9 protein-coding genes and 1 other RNA gene are annotated in these 15,024 nt (G+C 68.8%); 9 read left to right on the top strand and 1 reads right to left on the bottom strand.

The features are described 5' to 3' along the window. The first annotated feature begins 23 nt into the window (after positions 1 to 23). The 3 genes from HV798_RS16680 to HV798_RS16670 all read left to right on the top strand — a co-directional run bounded on the left by HV798_RS16680 (position 24) and on the right by HV798_RS16670 (position 3,035). Positions 24 to 758, top strand: a complete 735-nt coding sequence (locus HV798_RS16680) for an enoyl-CoA hydratase/isomerase family protein (protein WP_175195501.1) — start codon at positions 24 to 26, stop codon at positions 756 to 758. Then, a complete protein-coding gene (locus HV798_RS16675) occupies positions 755 to 1,951 on the top strand; it encodes a CaiB/BaiF CoA transferase family protein (protein ID WP_175195503.1) in 1,197 nt (398 codons plus the stop codon). The genes HV798_RS16680 and HV798_RS16675 overlap by 4 nt, the downstream gene beginning before the upstream one ends. 115 nt (positions 1,952 to 2,066) lie before the next feature. Further along, complete coding sequence (locus HV798_RS16670) at positions 2,067 to 3,035, top strand: Bug family tripartite tricarboxylate transporter substrate binding protein (protein WP_175195505.1); 969 nt, start codon at positions 2,067 to 2,069, stop codon at positions 3,033 to 3,035. A 499-nt stretch (positions 3,036 to 3,534) separates the two neighbouring features. Here HV798_RS16670 and HV798_RS16665 read toward each other — a convergent pair whose 3' ends face one another. Next, a complete protein-coding gene (locus tag HV798_RS16665; protein WP_175195514.1) occupies positions 3,535 to 4,488 on the bottom strand; it encodes an NAD(P)H-dependent flavin oxidoreductase in 954 nt (317 codons plus the stop codon). A gap of 194 nt (positions 4,489 to 4,682) precedes the next feature. Here HV798_RS16665 and HV798_RS16660 point away from each other — a divergent pair, with 194 nt between their 5' ends. From HV798_RS16660 to dnaX, 6 genes are all read left to right on the top strand, one after another. After that, entirely contained in the window at positions 4,683 to 5,888 is a 1,206-nt protein-coding gene (locus HV798_RS16660; RefSeq protein ID WP_175195516.1) for an MFS transporter, read from the top strand. Between the two features lie 16 nt (positions 5,889 to 5,904). After that, positions 5,905 to 6,072 carry a hypothetical protein gene (locus HV798_RS16655; RefSeq protein WP_175195519.1) on the top strand — a complete coding sequence of 56 codons (168 nt, stop codon included), beginning with the start codon at positions 5,905 to 5,907 and terminating at the stop codon, positions 6,070 to 6,072. Between the two features lie 58 nt (positions 6,073 to 6,130). Continuing rightward, positions 6,131 to 8,794: a PD-(D/E)XK nuclease family protein gene (locus tag HV798_RS16650; protein WP_175195527.1), complete on the top strand. Its 2,664-nt coding sequence runs from the start codon at positions 6,131 to 6,133 to the stop codon at positions 8,792 to 8,794. Between the two features lie 3 nt (positions 8,795 to 8,797). After that, on the top strand, positions 8,798 to 12,397 hold the full coding sequence (locus HV798_RS16645) for a UvrD-helicase domain-containing protein (protein WP_175195521.1): 3,600 nt from the start codon (positions 8,798 to 8,800) through the stop codon (positions 12,395 to 12,397). 397 nt (positions 12,398 to 12,794) lie between these two features. Beyond that, positions 12,795 to 12,892: signal recognition particle sRNA small type (gene ffs / locus HV798_RS16640), an RNA gene on the top strand. A gap of 120 nt (positions 12,893 to 13,012) precedes the next feature. Continuing rightward, on the top strand, positions 13,013 to 15,024 hold a 2,012-nt coding region (dnaX, locus tag HV798_RS16635; RefSeq protein ID WP_175216475.1), incomplete at its 3' end, for a DNA polymerase III subunit gamma/tau.

The raw sequence follows: 15,024 nt of genomic DNA, 5'->3' as shown, positions 1-15,024 counted from the left end.
GCCATTGGCAAAGGATATCCGTGATGTCGGAACTGATCATCGAAGACCTGGGCGCCGTCCGGCTGCTGCGGTTGAACCGCCCGGAAAAGCACAACGCGCTCAACACGGCGCTGACCACGGCGCTGCTGGACGCGCTGCGGCAGGCGGACCAGGACGCCGCGGTGCGCGCGGTGGTGCTGACGGGCAACGGCAAGTCGTTCTGCGCCGGCGCCGACACCACGGAATTCTCGGCCCTGACGCTGGAGCAACCTGATGCCGTGCTGCGCCGCGCCGACTTGACTACCGACCTGCACCTGGTGTTCTCGCGCATGGCCACGCCCGTGGTGGGCGCGGTGCACGGCAACGCGCTGGGCGGGGGCGCCGGCCTGGCGCTGGCTTGCGACCTGACGGTGATGGCCGACGACGTGCGCTTCGGCTATCCCGAGTTGCGCCACGGCATCGTGGCCGCGGTGGTCATGGCCAACCTGGTGCGCCAGGTGGGCCGCAAGCACGCCTTTGAACTGGTGGCGATGGCTGAGCCGATCGACGGCGCCCGGGCCCTGGCGCTGGGCATCGCCAACCGCGTCGCGCCCGCCGCGCAGGTGCTGGATCAGGCGTTGGCCATGGCGCAGCGCCTGGCCGGCTGGGAACCGGCAGCCATGGGGCTGACCAAGCGTGCATTCCACCGCACGGCCGACCTGGGCCTGGCCGAGGCGCTGGGCGTGGGCCGCGACGCCAACGTCATCATGCGCGGCTTTCGCCAGGGAGCGGTGCGATGAGGCCGCTGGATGGGGTCACCATCCTGGACCTGTCGCGCGTGCTGGCCTGCCCGTTTGCGTCGATGATCCTGGCCGAGCTGGGGGCCGATGTGATCAAGGTCGAGCAACCCGGCGGCGGCGACGAAACGCGCGGCTTCGAACCGAAAGTGCAGGGCGAAGGCGGATCGGAATCGGCCTACTACCTGGCCTTCAACCGCAGCAAGCAATCCGTCACGGTGAACTTTCGGCATCCCGAAGGCCAGGCGGTGATCCGGCGCCTGGCGCAGACCTGCGACGTGGTGGTCGAGAATTTCCCCGTGGGCACACTGGCGAAGTACGGCCTGGACCGCGACCACATCGCGCCCGACAACCCCGGCCTGATCTATTTCTCGTGCACCGGTTTTGGCATGACTGGGCCATATGCGCCGCGCAAGGGCTACGACACCGTGTTCCAGGCCATGGGCGGCATCATGAGCCTGACGGGGGAACGCGGCGGCGGCCCGGTCAAGCCGGGCCTGCCGGTCAGCGACCTGACGTCGGGCCTGTGGGCTGCCATCGGCATCCTGTCCGCGTTGGTGGGGCGGGCCCGTTCGGGCCAGGGCTGCCATATCGACTTCTCGATGCTCGATGGCCAGGTGGGTCTGCTGTCGCTGGCCGCCGCACGCTATTTCGCGCTGGGCGAAGTGCCGCCGCGGCTGGGCACCGAGCACCCGGGGCGGGTGCCGTCCGCCGCGTTCGAATGCGGCGATGGCCGCTGGGTCCAGATCACCGGCAGCGACCAGCACTGGAAGCCGCTGTGCGAAGCGCTGGAATTGCCGCAGTGGGCCGATGACCCGGACCTGGCGAAGAACGCCGTGCGCGTGGCGCGCCGCGAAGAAGTCATGGCCGGCCTGTCGGCCGCCGCGGCGCGGCTGACCCGCGACGAACTGTGCCGCCGTTGCGATGCACGCGGCGTGCCGGCCGGGCCGATCCTGGATGTGGAAGAGATCCTGCACAACGAACATGTGCTGGCGCGCGGCATGGTGGCCAGCTACGACCATCCGTCCATCGGCCGCTTCGGTGCCGTGCCGGTGCCGTTCAAGTTCGACGGTTTTGACGATCCGCGGCTGGAGCGCCCGCCCTTGCTCGGCGAGCACACCGACAGCGTGCTGGGCGGGCGGCTGGGCCTGTCGCCCGCGCAGATCGAAGCCTTGCGCGCGCAGGGCGCGATCTAGGACTGCCGTGCCAGGCGCGTATTCCGTTTCAGCAGGCATCAAGGCCTTGGGGCATGACGCCCCGGGCCTTGCCTGATTCACCCCCCCAAAAAAACAATATTCCAGGAGACAACCCATGAAGATTCTGCAGCGCCTGTTATGCGTCGCGGCGGCGGGCGCGTTAAGCGCCTCGGCCGTCGCGGCCGATTCGTATCCCTCGCAACCGATCACGCTGGTCAACCCCTATGCCGCGGGCGGCCCCGCCGACGTGCTGGGCCGGGCCCTGGCGCGCGAGCTGGAAAAGCAGCTGGGCAAGACCGTCATCGTCGAGAACAAGGCGGGCGGCGGCGCCGCCATCGGCGCCAACTTCGTCGCCCGCGCCAAGCCCGACGGCTACACGCTGCTGCTGGGCACGTCCGCCGCGCATGTGGTCACGCCGCTCATGCAGCAGACGCCGTACGACGGCATCAAGGACTTCGCCTTCGTGTCCATCGTCGCCAACCAGCCCAACATGCTGGTGGTGCGGCCCACGCTGAAGGCAGAAAACATCGAGCAGTTGATCGCCATGGCGCGCAAGGAACCCGGCCGCATCAACTACGCCTCGGCCGGCCCGGGCAGCTCGCCGCACCTGGGCGCTGAACTGTTCCGCGAACGCGCCGGCGTGGACATCGTCCACATTCCCTACAGCGGCGCGGCGCCGGCCATCAATGACCTGGTGGGCGGGCAGGTAGACATGGCCGTGCTGAACCTGGCCGCCAGCCTGCAATTCATCCGCAGCGGCCGCCTGAAGGCGCTGGCGTACGCCAACGACAAGCGTTCGCCGCTGTTGCCCGACGTGCCAACCCTGGCCGAATCCGGCGTGAAGGGCGCCGAATCCGCGTCCTGGTACAGCCTGGCCGCGCCCAAGGGCACGCCGCCCGAGGTGCTGCAACGCCTGAACGACGCGGTGGCGAAGGTGAATGCCAATCCCGAATACGCCAAGCTGATGCAGGCGCAGGGCGTGGATCTGTGGAACATGACACCGCAGGAAGCCACGGCATTCGTGGAAAAAGACCAGACCGCCATGCGCAAGCTGGTACAGGCGGCGGGGTTGATGAAGAAGTAAGGCGGGCGGGCTGCGGCTAGGTGCCGCAGCCCGGAAGCGGCGTTAAACAGTCCGCTTTCCAACATTTTTGTTGATTGCGTCTTCCTGGGGTCGTGATGTACCTCTAACATTACATACGTTGTAGGTGCTTCATCCTACTGAAGATATTCCCCTACCTGTATGGATTCAACTCGGCATGTGATCAGAGCTACAAAATCCCCTACTTGTGGCCGCGAGTGCATCTCATGGCGAGATAAGCCCACGAACGTATTGCTGAATATTGACGAGTCTCTGCGTCCGACAAGCGAAAGGCGCAGCATTGTGGATGTTTTGTCGATGTCAGGGCTCTCTGATATCGAATTGGATTTACCGCGCTTTCGGCTGGTTCTATTGACGGTAGGCATCGATTGGCCTGCGCCCTCTTTCGAGCGAGAGCGCCGCAAATTGCCACCTACTTTTGGTCATCTCCGAGGAGTTGAATAGGAGCCCTCGCGGCGCAAGAGGCACGGTCTCATATAGGTCACTCCGCCAACGCCGCCACGCGCTTGAGCGCCTCGCGCGTTTCAGCCACCAGTTGTTCCACGACGGCGCCTGCCGGTTGCAGGCTGTCGATCAACCCGGCGCTTTGTCCGGCCTCGACCTTGCCGCCTTGCACGTCGCCGTCGAAGGCGGCCTGTTTCAGCGAGCTTGCCGCAAACATCGCGTCCAGCGCGGCGGCGTCGCCGCCACGTTCGGCGGCCAGGTAGTCGTGCGCGAAGGCATTGCGCAGCATGCGTACCGGCGAACGGCCGCGGCCTACCAAGGTCGTGTCGGCCACGCCGGCCGCCAGCACGGCGTCTTTGTAGGCGTCGCAGACGCCGGCTTCGGGCGTCAACAGGAAGCGGGTGCCCAATTGCGCGCCTGCCGCGCCCAGGCATAGCGCGGCGGCGATGCCCGCGCCGTCGGCGATGCCGCCAGCCGCCACCACCGGCACCGTCACACGGCGCACCACCGCGCGCACCAGCACTTGCAGGCCGATCTCGTCCGGACCAGGGTGGCCGCCGGCTTCCAAGCCCACGGCGATCACGGCATCCACGCCCGCCGCCTGCGCCTTGGCGGCATGCTCGGGGCTGGCAATGACCTGCAACCACTTGATGCCCGCTTCGCGTGCGCGCCCGATGTGCTTCTGCGGGCCGCCCTGGGACGCAATGATGACCGGCACGCCTTCGCCGATGGCGATGTCCATGTGTTCCTGCGCGCGCTTGTTGTAAAGCGGAATGTTGACGGCGAAGGGCGCGTCGGTGCCGTCGCGCACGTCGCGGATGGCGGCGCGCAGCACGTCGGGGTACATCGGGCCGGCGGCGATCACGCCCAGCCCGCCGGCACGCGATACCGCCAGCGCCAGCGCCGCATTGGACGAGGCCCAGCTCATGCCGCCCTGGATGATCGGATAGCGCGTGCCCAGCAAGCGGGTCAACGGGGTCTGCAGCGTCATGGTCTTCTTGTCTGGAGAAAATCCCATTCTGGAATATTTGGTTGATAAAATCAACTATATTCGAAGGCGGACGCCATTCATGGCGACGCGGTTATTGCCGGGACGGGTGGGCGATTTGATTATCATGTGAAGGTCCGGCTTGCGGCCGGATCGTCCCGAGGAGGGGGCGTCTCTCTTCATCAATAACAACAATCATGTCTGGCAATACCGATACGCTTTCCGTGCGCACCCTCGTTTTGGGCACTCTGGTCGTGCTTCTGGCCATGGGCGTGCGCGCCACCTTCGGCCTGTTCATGCAGCCGATGGGACTGGCCCATGGCTGGGGCCGCGACGTTTTCTCCATGGCCTTCGCGCTGCAGAACCTGGTCTGGGGCGTGGCCTGTATCTTCATGGGCATCCTGGCCGACCGCTATGGGTCCGGCCGCACCATCGCGCTGGGCGCGGTGCTGTACATGCTGGGCATGATCGGCACGCGTTTCGCCACCGACGAGGCCACGCTGTACCTCAGCGCGGGCGTGCTGGTCGGGCTGGGCCAGGCGGGCACCACGTTCCCGGTGATCCTGCCGGTGGTGGCGCGCGCCGTGCCGCCGGCTTACCGCAGCACGGCCATGGGCATTGCCAGCGCGGGCGGTTCGCTGGGCCAGTTTGCAGTGGTGCCGACCGGCCAGGTGCTGATCTCCGGGCTGGACTGGCCGGGCGCGCTGTGGGTGCTGTCGCTGTTCGTGGCCTGCGCCGCGCCGCTGGCGTATTTCCTGCGCGGCCGGCCGCAAGCGCAAGGCGGACCGCAGCAATCGCTGGCGGCCGCGGTGCGCCAAGCCGTGCGCCATCCGTCGTTCCATTTCCTGTTCTGGAGCTATTTCGTCTGCGGCTTCCACACGGCCTTCATCACGCTGCACCTGCCGGCCTACGTCACCGACGGCGGCCTGACGCCGGGGCAGGGCGCCACCGCCGTGGCGTTGATCGGCCTGTTCAATGTGCTGGGCTCGTTCTACGCCGGCAAGCTGGGTGGCAAATACAGCAAGAAGCGGCTTCTGGCGGTGGTCTACGGCATGCGCGCCTTCGGCATCCTGCTGTTGTTGTGGATGCCGCTGTCGCCCTGGGTGCTGTATGCCTTTGCTGCCTGGATGGGCCTGTTCTGGCTGGGCACCGTGCCGCTGACCCAGGGGCTGATCGGGCAGATCTACGGCCTGCGTTATGCGGCCACGTTGTCCGGCATCGTGTTCCTGGGCCACCAGTTGGGCAGTTTCATCGGCGTGTGGCTGGGCGGCTATGCCTATGCCACGACCGGCAACTACGACCTGGTCTGGTGGCTGGGCGTGGTGCTGGCGGTGGTGGCCGCGTTGCTGTGCCTGCCGGTGCGCGAGCAACCGGTGACGCAACCGGCTGCCGCGTCCGCGTAATCACCCCGGGTCCGCCATGAATCCCGCGCCAGCCTCGCCGCCCGCTTCGCCCAGACGCCACACCGGCTGGCGCGTGGCCGGCTGGGCCGCGCTGGCGCTGGTGCTGGGCCTGGCCTTCTGGGGCTACACCACGCCCGAGATGCAGATCCACTGGGAAAACCTGGCCTCACTGTGCGGTTTTTAGCCACGTAGAAGGGGGCGGCTCGCGGTATCCTACGGCGGTGAATTCTTCTTCGCCTTCCATGCAGGACACACCGCTTTCCTACCCCGACCTCGGCTTGCCCGACATCGGCGGCCTGCCCGCCGCCGACATGCTCGTGCTCACGGTCAACAACCGCCTGTCGCGCCGGCTCACGCTCGAGCTGGCCGGCTTGCTGCGCCAAGAGCGCCAGGTCAGCGAACTGCCCCGCATCCTGCCCCTGTCCGCCTGGCTGGCCGAATCCGCCAACGAACTGGCGTTCGAGGCCGACGAAGGCGTGCCCGCCTACCGGCTGGACAGCTTCGCCACCCAATTGGTCTGGACCGAGGCCATCCGCGCCGAAGAAGCCGAACGCGTGCTGCTCGACGCCAGCCAGGCCGCGCGCCTGTCGATGGACGCCGACCTGCTCATGGACGAATGGGCGCTGCAAGTGCCGTCCGGCGCCGACACCGACGAATACCGCGGGTTCGCACGCTGGCGCCAGCGCTACCGCAAGGCCTTGGCCGCCATCGATGCCGAAGACGCCAACCAGGGTTACGCCCGGGTCTTGCGTGCGCTGGAAGACGGCCGCCTGGCCACGCCGGGGCATCTGGTGCTGGCGGGTTTCACCGATCTGTCGCCGCGCTTTCGCCGCCTGCTGCAAGCCTTTGAAGAACAGGGCTGCCTGATCGCCCAATGGCGCGACGCGCAGCGCGCGCCGGCCACGCCGCAACGCTACGAAGCGCCCGACCAGGGCGCCGAATGGCGCGCCGCGGCGGAATGGGCAGCCAGCCAGCTCAAGCAGCATCCCCAAGGCCGCTACGCCATCGTCTCGCCGCAACTCGAAGCCGAATCGCCATTCGCACGCCGCATACTCAGCCAGGCATTGGCTGGCCGGGGCGGTGAACCCGCGTTTGCGTTCAACGTCGCGGTGGGTCGGCCGCTGAACGAATGGCCCCTGGCGCGCGCCGCGCTGGCCTGGCTGCGGGCGCTGGCCGAATGCGCGGCCGGCAAGGGCTGCGGCGTCGACATCCTGGGCGCGGCCCTGCTGGCGGGCCACTGCGCGGGCGATGTCAGCGAACGCGCGCGGCTGGCCACCATCGATGCGCGCTGGCGCCGCCGCGGCCAGGTGCACGTCGCCGCGGCCGAATGGCGCAAGCAGCTGGCCGTGGTGCCGCCCCTGGCACAGGCCTGGGGCCAGGCCATGGAAATCTGGACGCAGGGCGGCAACCGCGCATCCTGCGATGTCTGGATGCTGCGCATGAAGGCCGCCCTGACGGCGCTGGGCTTTCCCGGCGAAGGCGTGCTGGACAGCGTCGGCTACCAGGTGCTGGGTGCGCTGGGCGATGCGCTGGCCAGTTTCTCGGCGCTGGCGCCCGCGGCGGGCAAGCTGGGCGGCGTGGCGGCAGTCAACCTGCTGCAAAGCGTGGCGCGGTCGGCCTCGTTCCAGCCGCAGCGCGATCCCCTGGCGCGGCTGGACGTGCTGGGCCTGCTGGAAGCCGAAGGCGGCTTCTGGGACGGCGTCTGGATGCTGGGCCTGACCGACGACGTGCTGCCCGCTTCGCCCAAGCCCAATCCGTTGTTGCCGCTGGCCGTGCTGCGCCAGGCCAAGGCGCCGCGGGCCACCCCCGAACGCGAACGCGAATGGGCCGAAGGCATGTATGCCGCGCTGTGCCGCTGCGCGCCTGCCCTCATCGTCAGCCATGCCCGCATGGACGGCGAACGCGAACTGCGGCCGTCGCCCCTGATCGCGGCGGCGCAGCCCACCGACTGGGCGCCCGCGCCTGTGCAAGGCATCGCCGCGCTGCCCCAGGAATCCCTGGACGACGCGCAAGGCCCGCCGTTGGCGCCCGATGACCGCGGCGGCGGCGGCCTGGACGTGCTCGACACCCAGGCTCGCAATCCGCTCTGGGCCTTTGTGCGGCACCGGCTGGGCGGGCGCGAACTGGCGCCGTATGCCGATGCCGCCACGGTGAACGTGCGTGGCCAGTTCCTGCACAAGGCGCTGGAACTGGTGTGGGGCATGCTGCCCGATCAAGACGCGCTGCACGACACGCTGGCCACCGGCCGCCTGCCCGCCTTGCTGGAACAGGCGGTGGCGCAGGCTGCCGACGAAGAACTCAAGGAATACCCCCCGGCGCTCAAGGCGCTGGAATGCGCGCGGGCGCTGACCGTGCTGGCGTCGTGGCTCGACATGGAAGCCCAGCGCCTGCCGTTCGCCGTGGCGCAGGTCGAAAAAAACCACGAGTGGCGCCATGGCGCGCTGCACCTGAAACTGCGGCTGGACCGCATTGATGCCCTGGCCGACGGCCGCAATGTCATCGTCGACTACAAGACAGGCGTGGCCGCCGCCAAACCCGAACCCGACTGGTCGCGCAGCCGTCCCGTGAACGTGCAGTTGCCGTTCTACGCGTCGGTACTGGCCGACGCCGCGGGCGGCGAGGTTGCCGGCCTGGTGCTGGCCCAGATCCATGCGCGCCAGGTGGCGGCGCAGGGCCTGGCCGACGAAGATCTCGGCATGCCCGGCATCACCCTCGCTGCCGACAGCAAATACTTCGATGGCCTGACCTGGCCCGAAATCCGCCAGCGCTGGCGCAGCGCCATCGAATCTCTGGCGGACGAATATGTGGCGGGTTACGCCGCCAACGTGGCGTACCGCCGCGATGACCTGAAATACTGCGATGCGCTGCCTTTCCTGCGCTTGCACCTGGATGACGAGGACGCCTGAGTCATGGCCGATACAGAACGCCAGCCCCAGGACCACGCCGCGCGCGCGGCCGCGCTGGACCCCGCGCGCTCGTTCCTGGTGCAGGCCCCCGCGGGCTCGGGCAAGACCGAACTGCTCACCGACCGTATCCTGGCGCTACTGGCCACGGTGAACCGCCCGGAAGAAATCGTCGCCATCACCTTCACGCGCAAGGCCGCGTCCGAAATGCATGCGCGCGTGCTCAGCAAGCTGCGCCGCGGCCTGGATGCCCCGCCCGACGCCGCGCACGAACGCCGCAGCTGGGACCTGGCCCGCGCCGCGTTGGCGCGCAACGACGAACTGGGCTGGCATCTGCTGGATCACCCGGCGCGCCTGGCCATCCGCACCATCGATTCCTTCTGCGCAGGCCTGGTGCGCAGCATGCCGTGGCTGTCCGAATTGGGCGGCATGCCCGAAATCACCGACGACGCGCGCGCGCACTACGAAGCCGCGGCGCGCGCCACGCTCGACCTGGCCGACGACTACGACGCCGTGCGCATCCTGCTGCGCCACCTGGACGTGGACGTGCAAGCCGCCAAGGAAGCCATTGCCGCCATGCTGGGCCAGCGCGACCAATGGCTGCCGCTGCTACGCCACGGTTCCGACCGCGAGGCCCTGGAAGCCACCCTGGCCGAGGCCATCGGCGAAGATCTCGACGCCCTGTGCGAGGCCATGCCCTTTGGCTGGGCCGACGCCCTGTCGGGGCCGGCCCGCATGGCCGCCACGCAGTTGCAAGACAGCGACGACGACAACAAGCTGGCCGCGCTGCTCGACTGGACCGACGAACTGCCCGCCGACGCCGAGGTACTGGACCAATGGCGCGCCGTGGCGCACCTGCTGCTGACGGGTACCGGCACGCTGCGCAAGACCGTCAACAAGAACCTGGGCTTTCCGGCCAAGTGCGCCCACAAGGAACCCTTCGTGGCCTGGCTGGAAAGCGCCGACCCCGACGCCGCCTGGGTGCGGCGCCTGGCCGCCGTGCGCGACATTCCCGCGCCCCATTTCTCCGACGCCCAATGGGAAGTGCTGGGCGCGCAGCTGATGACGCTGGCTTTGGCCGTTGCGCAACTGCGCCTGCGGTTTGCCGACACGGGCGAGGTCGACTTCATCGAAATCTCGCAGCGCGCCGCCGCCGCGCTGGGCAGCGCCGACGATCCCGGCGAACTGCTGCTGAAGCTGGACGCCTCCATCCGGCACCTGCTCATCGACGAGTTCCAGGACACCAGCCAGACGCAGCTGGATCTGCTGTCCACCCTCACATCCGGCTGGCAGCAGGGCGACGGACGCAGCCTGTTCCTGGTGGGCGACCCGATGCAGTCCATCTATCGCTTCCGCAAGGCGGAAGTCGGACTGTTCCTGGAAGTCGCTGAACAGGGCGTGGGCGAACTGCAACCCGACTTTCTCAACCTGACCGACAACTTCCGCTCGCAAGCCGGCATCGTCGACTGGGTCAACCAGTCCTTTGCGCAGCTGCTGCCCAAGCGCAGCGACGCCGCCGCGGGCGCCATCAAGTACAGCCCGTCCAGCGCGTTCCACGAGGCCCTGCCGGACCCGGCCGTGCGCTTTCATCCTGCCTGGTCGCGCGCTGGCGCCGCCCCCGCGGAAGAACAGGCCGAAGACATCGCCGTGGGCCTGGTGCGCCAGGCGCTGGCGGAAAACGCTGGCAGCAAGCACCCCGTCGCGGTGCTGGTGCGGGCTCGCAGCCACCTGGGCAACCTGACGCGCCGGCTGGCGCAGGAAGGCATCCGTTGCCGCGCCGTCGACCTGGTGCCGCTGGCCCTGCGGCCGGTGGTGGCCGACCTGGTGCAGCTGGTGCGCGCCTTGTCGCATCCCGGCGACCGGCTGGCCTGGCTGTCGGTGCTGCGTGCGCCGTATTGCGGCCTGACACTGGAATCGCTGCAACGCCTGTTCGGCGCCGACCACGTCACGCCGGTGCCGGTGCTGCTGGAACGCGCGCTGCGCATCGTGCCGGCCAAGACGGCCCCAGGGGCCTTCGATGCCGCCGCGAGCTTGGCACAAGGGAAGCGGTCCGATCGCTCCGACGTCGCGCAACAGGGGGCGCTGTTCGATCACGCCAATGTCGCGCAACAGGGATCGCTGTTCGATCACACGGAAACGTCGCCCCACGGATCGCTGTTCGACGACACCGAGGCCCCGCCTCAAGGGGACCCATCCGCCGACACACCGGCGACGCCCTTGGCGCAGACGCTCTTGCGCCCGGACGAATATGCCCGCCTGCGCCAGGTGGCGATGGTGCTGCTGGACACGCGCAACGCATCCGGCGCCATGCCGTTCGCGGCCTGGGTCGAAGCGCTCTGGCGCCGCCTGGGCGGCCCGGCGCTTTACAGCGGCCCGTCGGTGGCCACCGACGCCGAAAGCCTGTTCCAACTGGTCGAACGCCTGGCGCCCCACGGCGCCATCGATCCGGCCGCGTTGGACGCCGGCATCGCCCGCCTGTTTGCCGCGCCCGATGCGGCCGACGAAGAAGCTGCGGTCGAAATCATGACCATGCACAAGTCCAAGGGCCTGCAGTTCGACACTGTCATCCTGTACGGCCTGCACCGCGCGCCGCGCGGCGACCAACCGCCGCTGGTGCGCTTCGAGCAAAGCGGCGGCCGCGTGCTGTTCGGCCCCGTCAAACCCCGCGCCGAAACCGAAGCCGACCCCGTGTCGCGTTACCTGGGCGCCCGCGAAGCGCGCCGCGCCTCCTACGAAATAGACCGCCTGCTGTACGTGGCCGCCACCCGCGCCCGCAAGCGCCTGCACCTGGTGGGCCACGTCTCGATCGACGAGGCCAGCGGCCAGCCCAAGCCCCCCTCATCGGCCAGCCTGCTGGGCCGCCTGTGGCCCTGCCTGACTCCGCCCGAGCCGCCGTCGGCGAGCGAGGACGCGGCCGCGCCGCCCGATGATGTCCCCGAGTGGCAGGGCGAACCCCTGCGCCGTATCGACACGACCGGCCTGGCTCACCTGTCGCGCCAGGCAGACATCGCCATCAGCCCCGGCTTCGCCGCCGCCGCGCGCGGCGCCTGGGGCGACAGCGGCGAGCATCCCGCCTGGCAACTCGAATCCGGCTACGACGCCGCCATCGGCACGCTGGCCCACGCATGGCTGGCCCGCATCGGCCAAGACGGCGTCGCCGCCTGGCCGGCAGAATCACTGGCTGACCGCCTGCCCGCCATGCGCCGCCAACTGACCCGCGCCGGCATCCCCGCCAGCCAGGCCGACGCCGCCTCCGAAGCCGTGCTGGACACCCTGCAAGCGACCCTGTCCGACGACCGCGGCCTCTGGCTCCTGTCCCAATCCGGCGCCCGCCGCGAATGGCCCCTGATCGACGCCGCCGGCAAGGTCTCGGTCATCGACCTGGCCCTGAGCACCGAAGACGGCTGGCTGATCGTCGACTACAAAACCGGCCGCCCCCAACCCAACGAATCCCCCCCCGCCTTCGCCCAACGCATGCGCCAACGCCACGGCGACCAACTCCTGCGCTACTGCGCCCAAGTCACCGCCCTGGACGGCCGCCCCGCCCGCGCCGCCCTCTACTTCCCCCGCGCCAAAGCCTGGATAGACCTGACCCCACCCCCCTAAGTCAGCCACTCCACACCCAATACCCCGCGCCCAACCAAAAGAAGACAAACCGAAGCCAGCGCACCACAAGACAAGCAAGCCACACTCTCACCCAGGCAAATAAAGCCAGCCAAGAATCAAGGCAAGCAGGCAAAGCAAGGCAAGCAGGCAAAGCAAGGCAAGCAGGCAAAGCAAGGCAAGCAGGCAAAGCAAAGCAAGGCAAGGCAAGCAAGCAAGCAAGCGAAGCGAGCAAGCAAGCAAGGCAAAGCGAAGCGAGCCAAAAGGACAAGCGAAGCAAAGTCCTCTCTCCCTCCCCCCCGGGGGGAGGGCCGGGGAGGGGGCCCCCTACAGCCCCCTGGGGCCCGCCAATCAAGAGGCTAGCAAGCGAGCAACGCGAAGCTCTGCTAGAATCTTGATTGGCGGGCCCCTTCGCATGGTTCGACGGTGAACCTGGTCAGGTCGGGAACGAAGCAGCCATAGTCGTTTAGGGTCAGTGCCGGAGTAAGGCTCGCCAACCGGTTTCTCAAAGGGGACGGGGTTGTTTTCCAAGGGGGATTCCCCGGAAGATGATTCCGTCCCCTTTGCATTTCATGCCGGCCATCGCTTAGGCTCTTGCAAAGGCTCTACAATCCCGCCATGACTTATCTGGTACTGGCCCGCAAGTGGCGGCCGCGATCGTTCGAAACCCTCGTGGGACAGGATCACGTGGTGCGCGCGCTGACGCATGCGCTCGACACCCAGCGCCTGCACCATGCCTGGCTGTTCACCGGCACCCGCGGCGTCGGCAAGACCACGCTGTCGCGCATCCTGGCCAAATCCCTCAACTGTGAAACCGGCATCACCTCGAAGCCCTGCGGCGTCTGTCGCGCGTGTACCGAGATCGATGCCGGGCGGTTCGTCGACTACCTCGAGCTGGACGCGGCGTCCAACCGCGGCGTCGAGGAAATGACCCAGTTGCTGGAGCAGGCCGTCTACGCGCCGGGCGCGGGCCGCTTCAAGGTCTACATGATCGACGAAGTGCACATGCTGACCGGGCACGCGTTCAACGCGATGCTCAAGACGCTGGAAGAACCGCCGCCGCACGTCAAATTCATTCTCGCCACCACCGACCCGCAGAAGATTCCGGTCACGGTGCTGTCGCGCTGCCTGCAATTCAACCTGAAGCAGATGCCGGCCGACTCCATCGTGGGCCACCTGCAGGCGGTGCTGGGTGAAGAGCAGGTGGGCTTTGAAGTCCCCGCGCTGCGTCTCATCGGCCAGGCCGCGTCGGGTTCCATGCGCGACGCGCTGTCCCTGACCGATCAGGCCATCGCCTACAGCGCCGGCAATCTCACCGAAGACGCCGTGCGCGGCATGCTCGGCACGATCGACCAGCGCCATCTGGTGCGCCTGCTCGACGCTCTGTCTGCTGGCGACGCCAAGAGCGTGCTGGCCGTGGCCGACGAACTGGCGACGCGCGGCCTGTCCTATGCCGGCGCACTGGCCGACCTGGCCGTGCTGCTGTCGCGCGTGGCCATCGAGCAGCGCGTGACCGGCGCGATGCCCGCCGAAGACCCGCTGGCGGCCGACATCGCCCGCCTGGCCCAGGTCCTGCATCCCGACGCCGTGCAACTGTTCTATTCCGTGGCGGTGCACAGCCGCGGCGAACTGACGCTGGCGCCGGACGAATACGCCGGCTTCATCATGGCCTGCCTGCGCATGCTGGCGCTCAATGGCGACGCCGGTCCGCAGACGGCCCTCGAGGCGCCCGCCACACCGGCCCGCCAGACGGCAGAGCCGGCCACGGCGGCCGCGCAGCCGGCGCCGGCTGCGCCGGTCGCAGCCGCACCCGCGGCGTCGTCGTCGGCGCCTGCCGTGCAAGTCGCGGCGCCCGCTGCGGTGGCACCGTCGCCCGTTGCACAAGCCGCCGTTGTTCAGGCACCCGTTGTTCAGGTACCCGTCGATCAGGCGCCCGCCGCCGCTCAAGCTCAGGCCGCGCAAGCGTCCGTCGGGCAAGCGCCGGCCACCCTGGCCGCCACGAATCCGCCCCCGACGGCGCAGCCCGACGCGGCGCAAGTGCAGGTTGCCCAGGCCGCTGCGGCGACGCCCGCGCCGGCCCCTGTCTCGGCCCCGACTGCTCCGGTGCAGGTCGCCAGCGTGGCAGACGAACCTGCCGCAAGCCCCGCAGCCGCCGCACCGGCCGTCGCTCCAGTTGCCGCCGCAGCCGCCGCTGCGAACCCGGCAGCCGCTGCGCAAGCGCCGTCGGCTGGCATCCCGCCCTGGGAAGAACTCCCCGCTGACGCCTTGGCGCAATCCGTCGCGCCGGCCGCGCCTGCGCAACCGTCTGCTCCTGCGAATGCGGCAACGGACTCGCCGGCATCGCCGCCCGCCGCGGGAACGCCCGCCGCAGGTTCGCCTGCCGTCGGATCGCCTGCCGCAGGATCGCCTGCCGCAGGATCGCCCGTCGCCGGATCGCCCGTCGCCACCAAATCCGCACCGCTCGCCGTGACGCCGGCCGCTGCCGCCGTCGCGCCCGCCGTGGACGACAGCGAAGGCCCCCCGTCCTGGGTCGACGAAGAAATTCCCTTCGAAGCCGAAGGCGGCTTCGTGCCGGACGGCGGTTTCACGTCTGATCCCGACGACGACTTCGAAACCCTGGCCAGCGCGCC

This window comes from Achromobacter deleyi, assembly GCF_902859705.1.
Classification (GTDB): domain Bacteria; phylum Pseudomonadota; class Gammaproteobacteria; order Burkholderiales; family Burkholderiaceae_B; genus Achromobacter; species Achromobacter deleyi.
Note: the sequence above shows the minus strand (reverse complement) of the source record. Positions and strands in the feature narration are given on the sequence as shown.

Coding starts and splice junctions, on each gene's coding strand:
- HV798_RS16665 (WP_175195514.1), bottom strand. CDS start 4,488: ATGACGCTGCAGACCCCGTTGACCCGCTTGCTGGGCACGCGCTATCCG.
- HV798_RS16675 (WP_175195503.1), top strand. CDS start 755: ATGAGGCCGCTGGATGGGGTCACCATCCTGGACCTGTCGCGCGTGCTG.
- HV798_RS16650 (WP_175195527.1), top strand. CDS start 6,131: ATGCAGGACACACCGCTTTCCTACCCCGACCTCGGCTTGCCCGACATC.
- HV798_RS16680 (WP_175195501.1), top strand. CDS start 24: ATGTCGGAACTGATCATCGAAGACCTGGGCGCCGTCCGGCTGCTGCGG.
- HV798_RS16655 (WP_175195519.1), top strand. CDS start 5,905: ATGAATCCCGCGCCAGCCTCGCCGCCCGCTTCGCCCAGACGCCACACC.
- HV798_RS16670 (WP_175195505.1), top strand. CDS start 2,067: ATGAAGATTCTGCAGCGCCTGTTATGCGTCGCGGCGGCGGGCGCGTTA.
- HV798_RS16645 (WP_175195521.1), top strand. CDS start 8,798: ATGGCCGATACAGAACGCCAGCCCCAGGACCACGCCGCGCGCGCGGCC.
- HV798_RS16660 (WP_175195516.1), top strand. CDS start 4,683: ATGTCTGGCAATACCGATACGCTTTCCGTGCGCACCCTCGTTTTGGGC.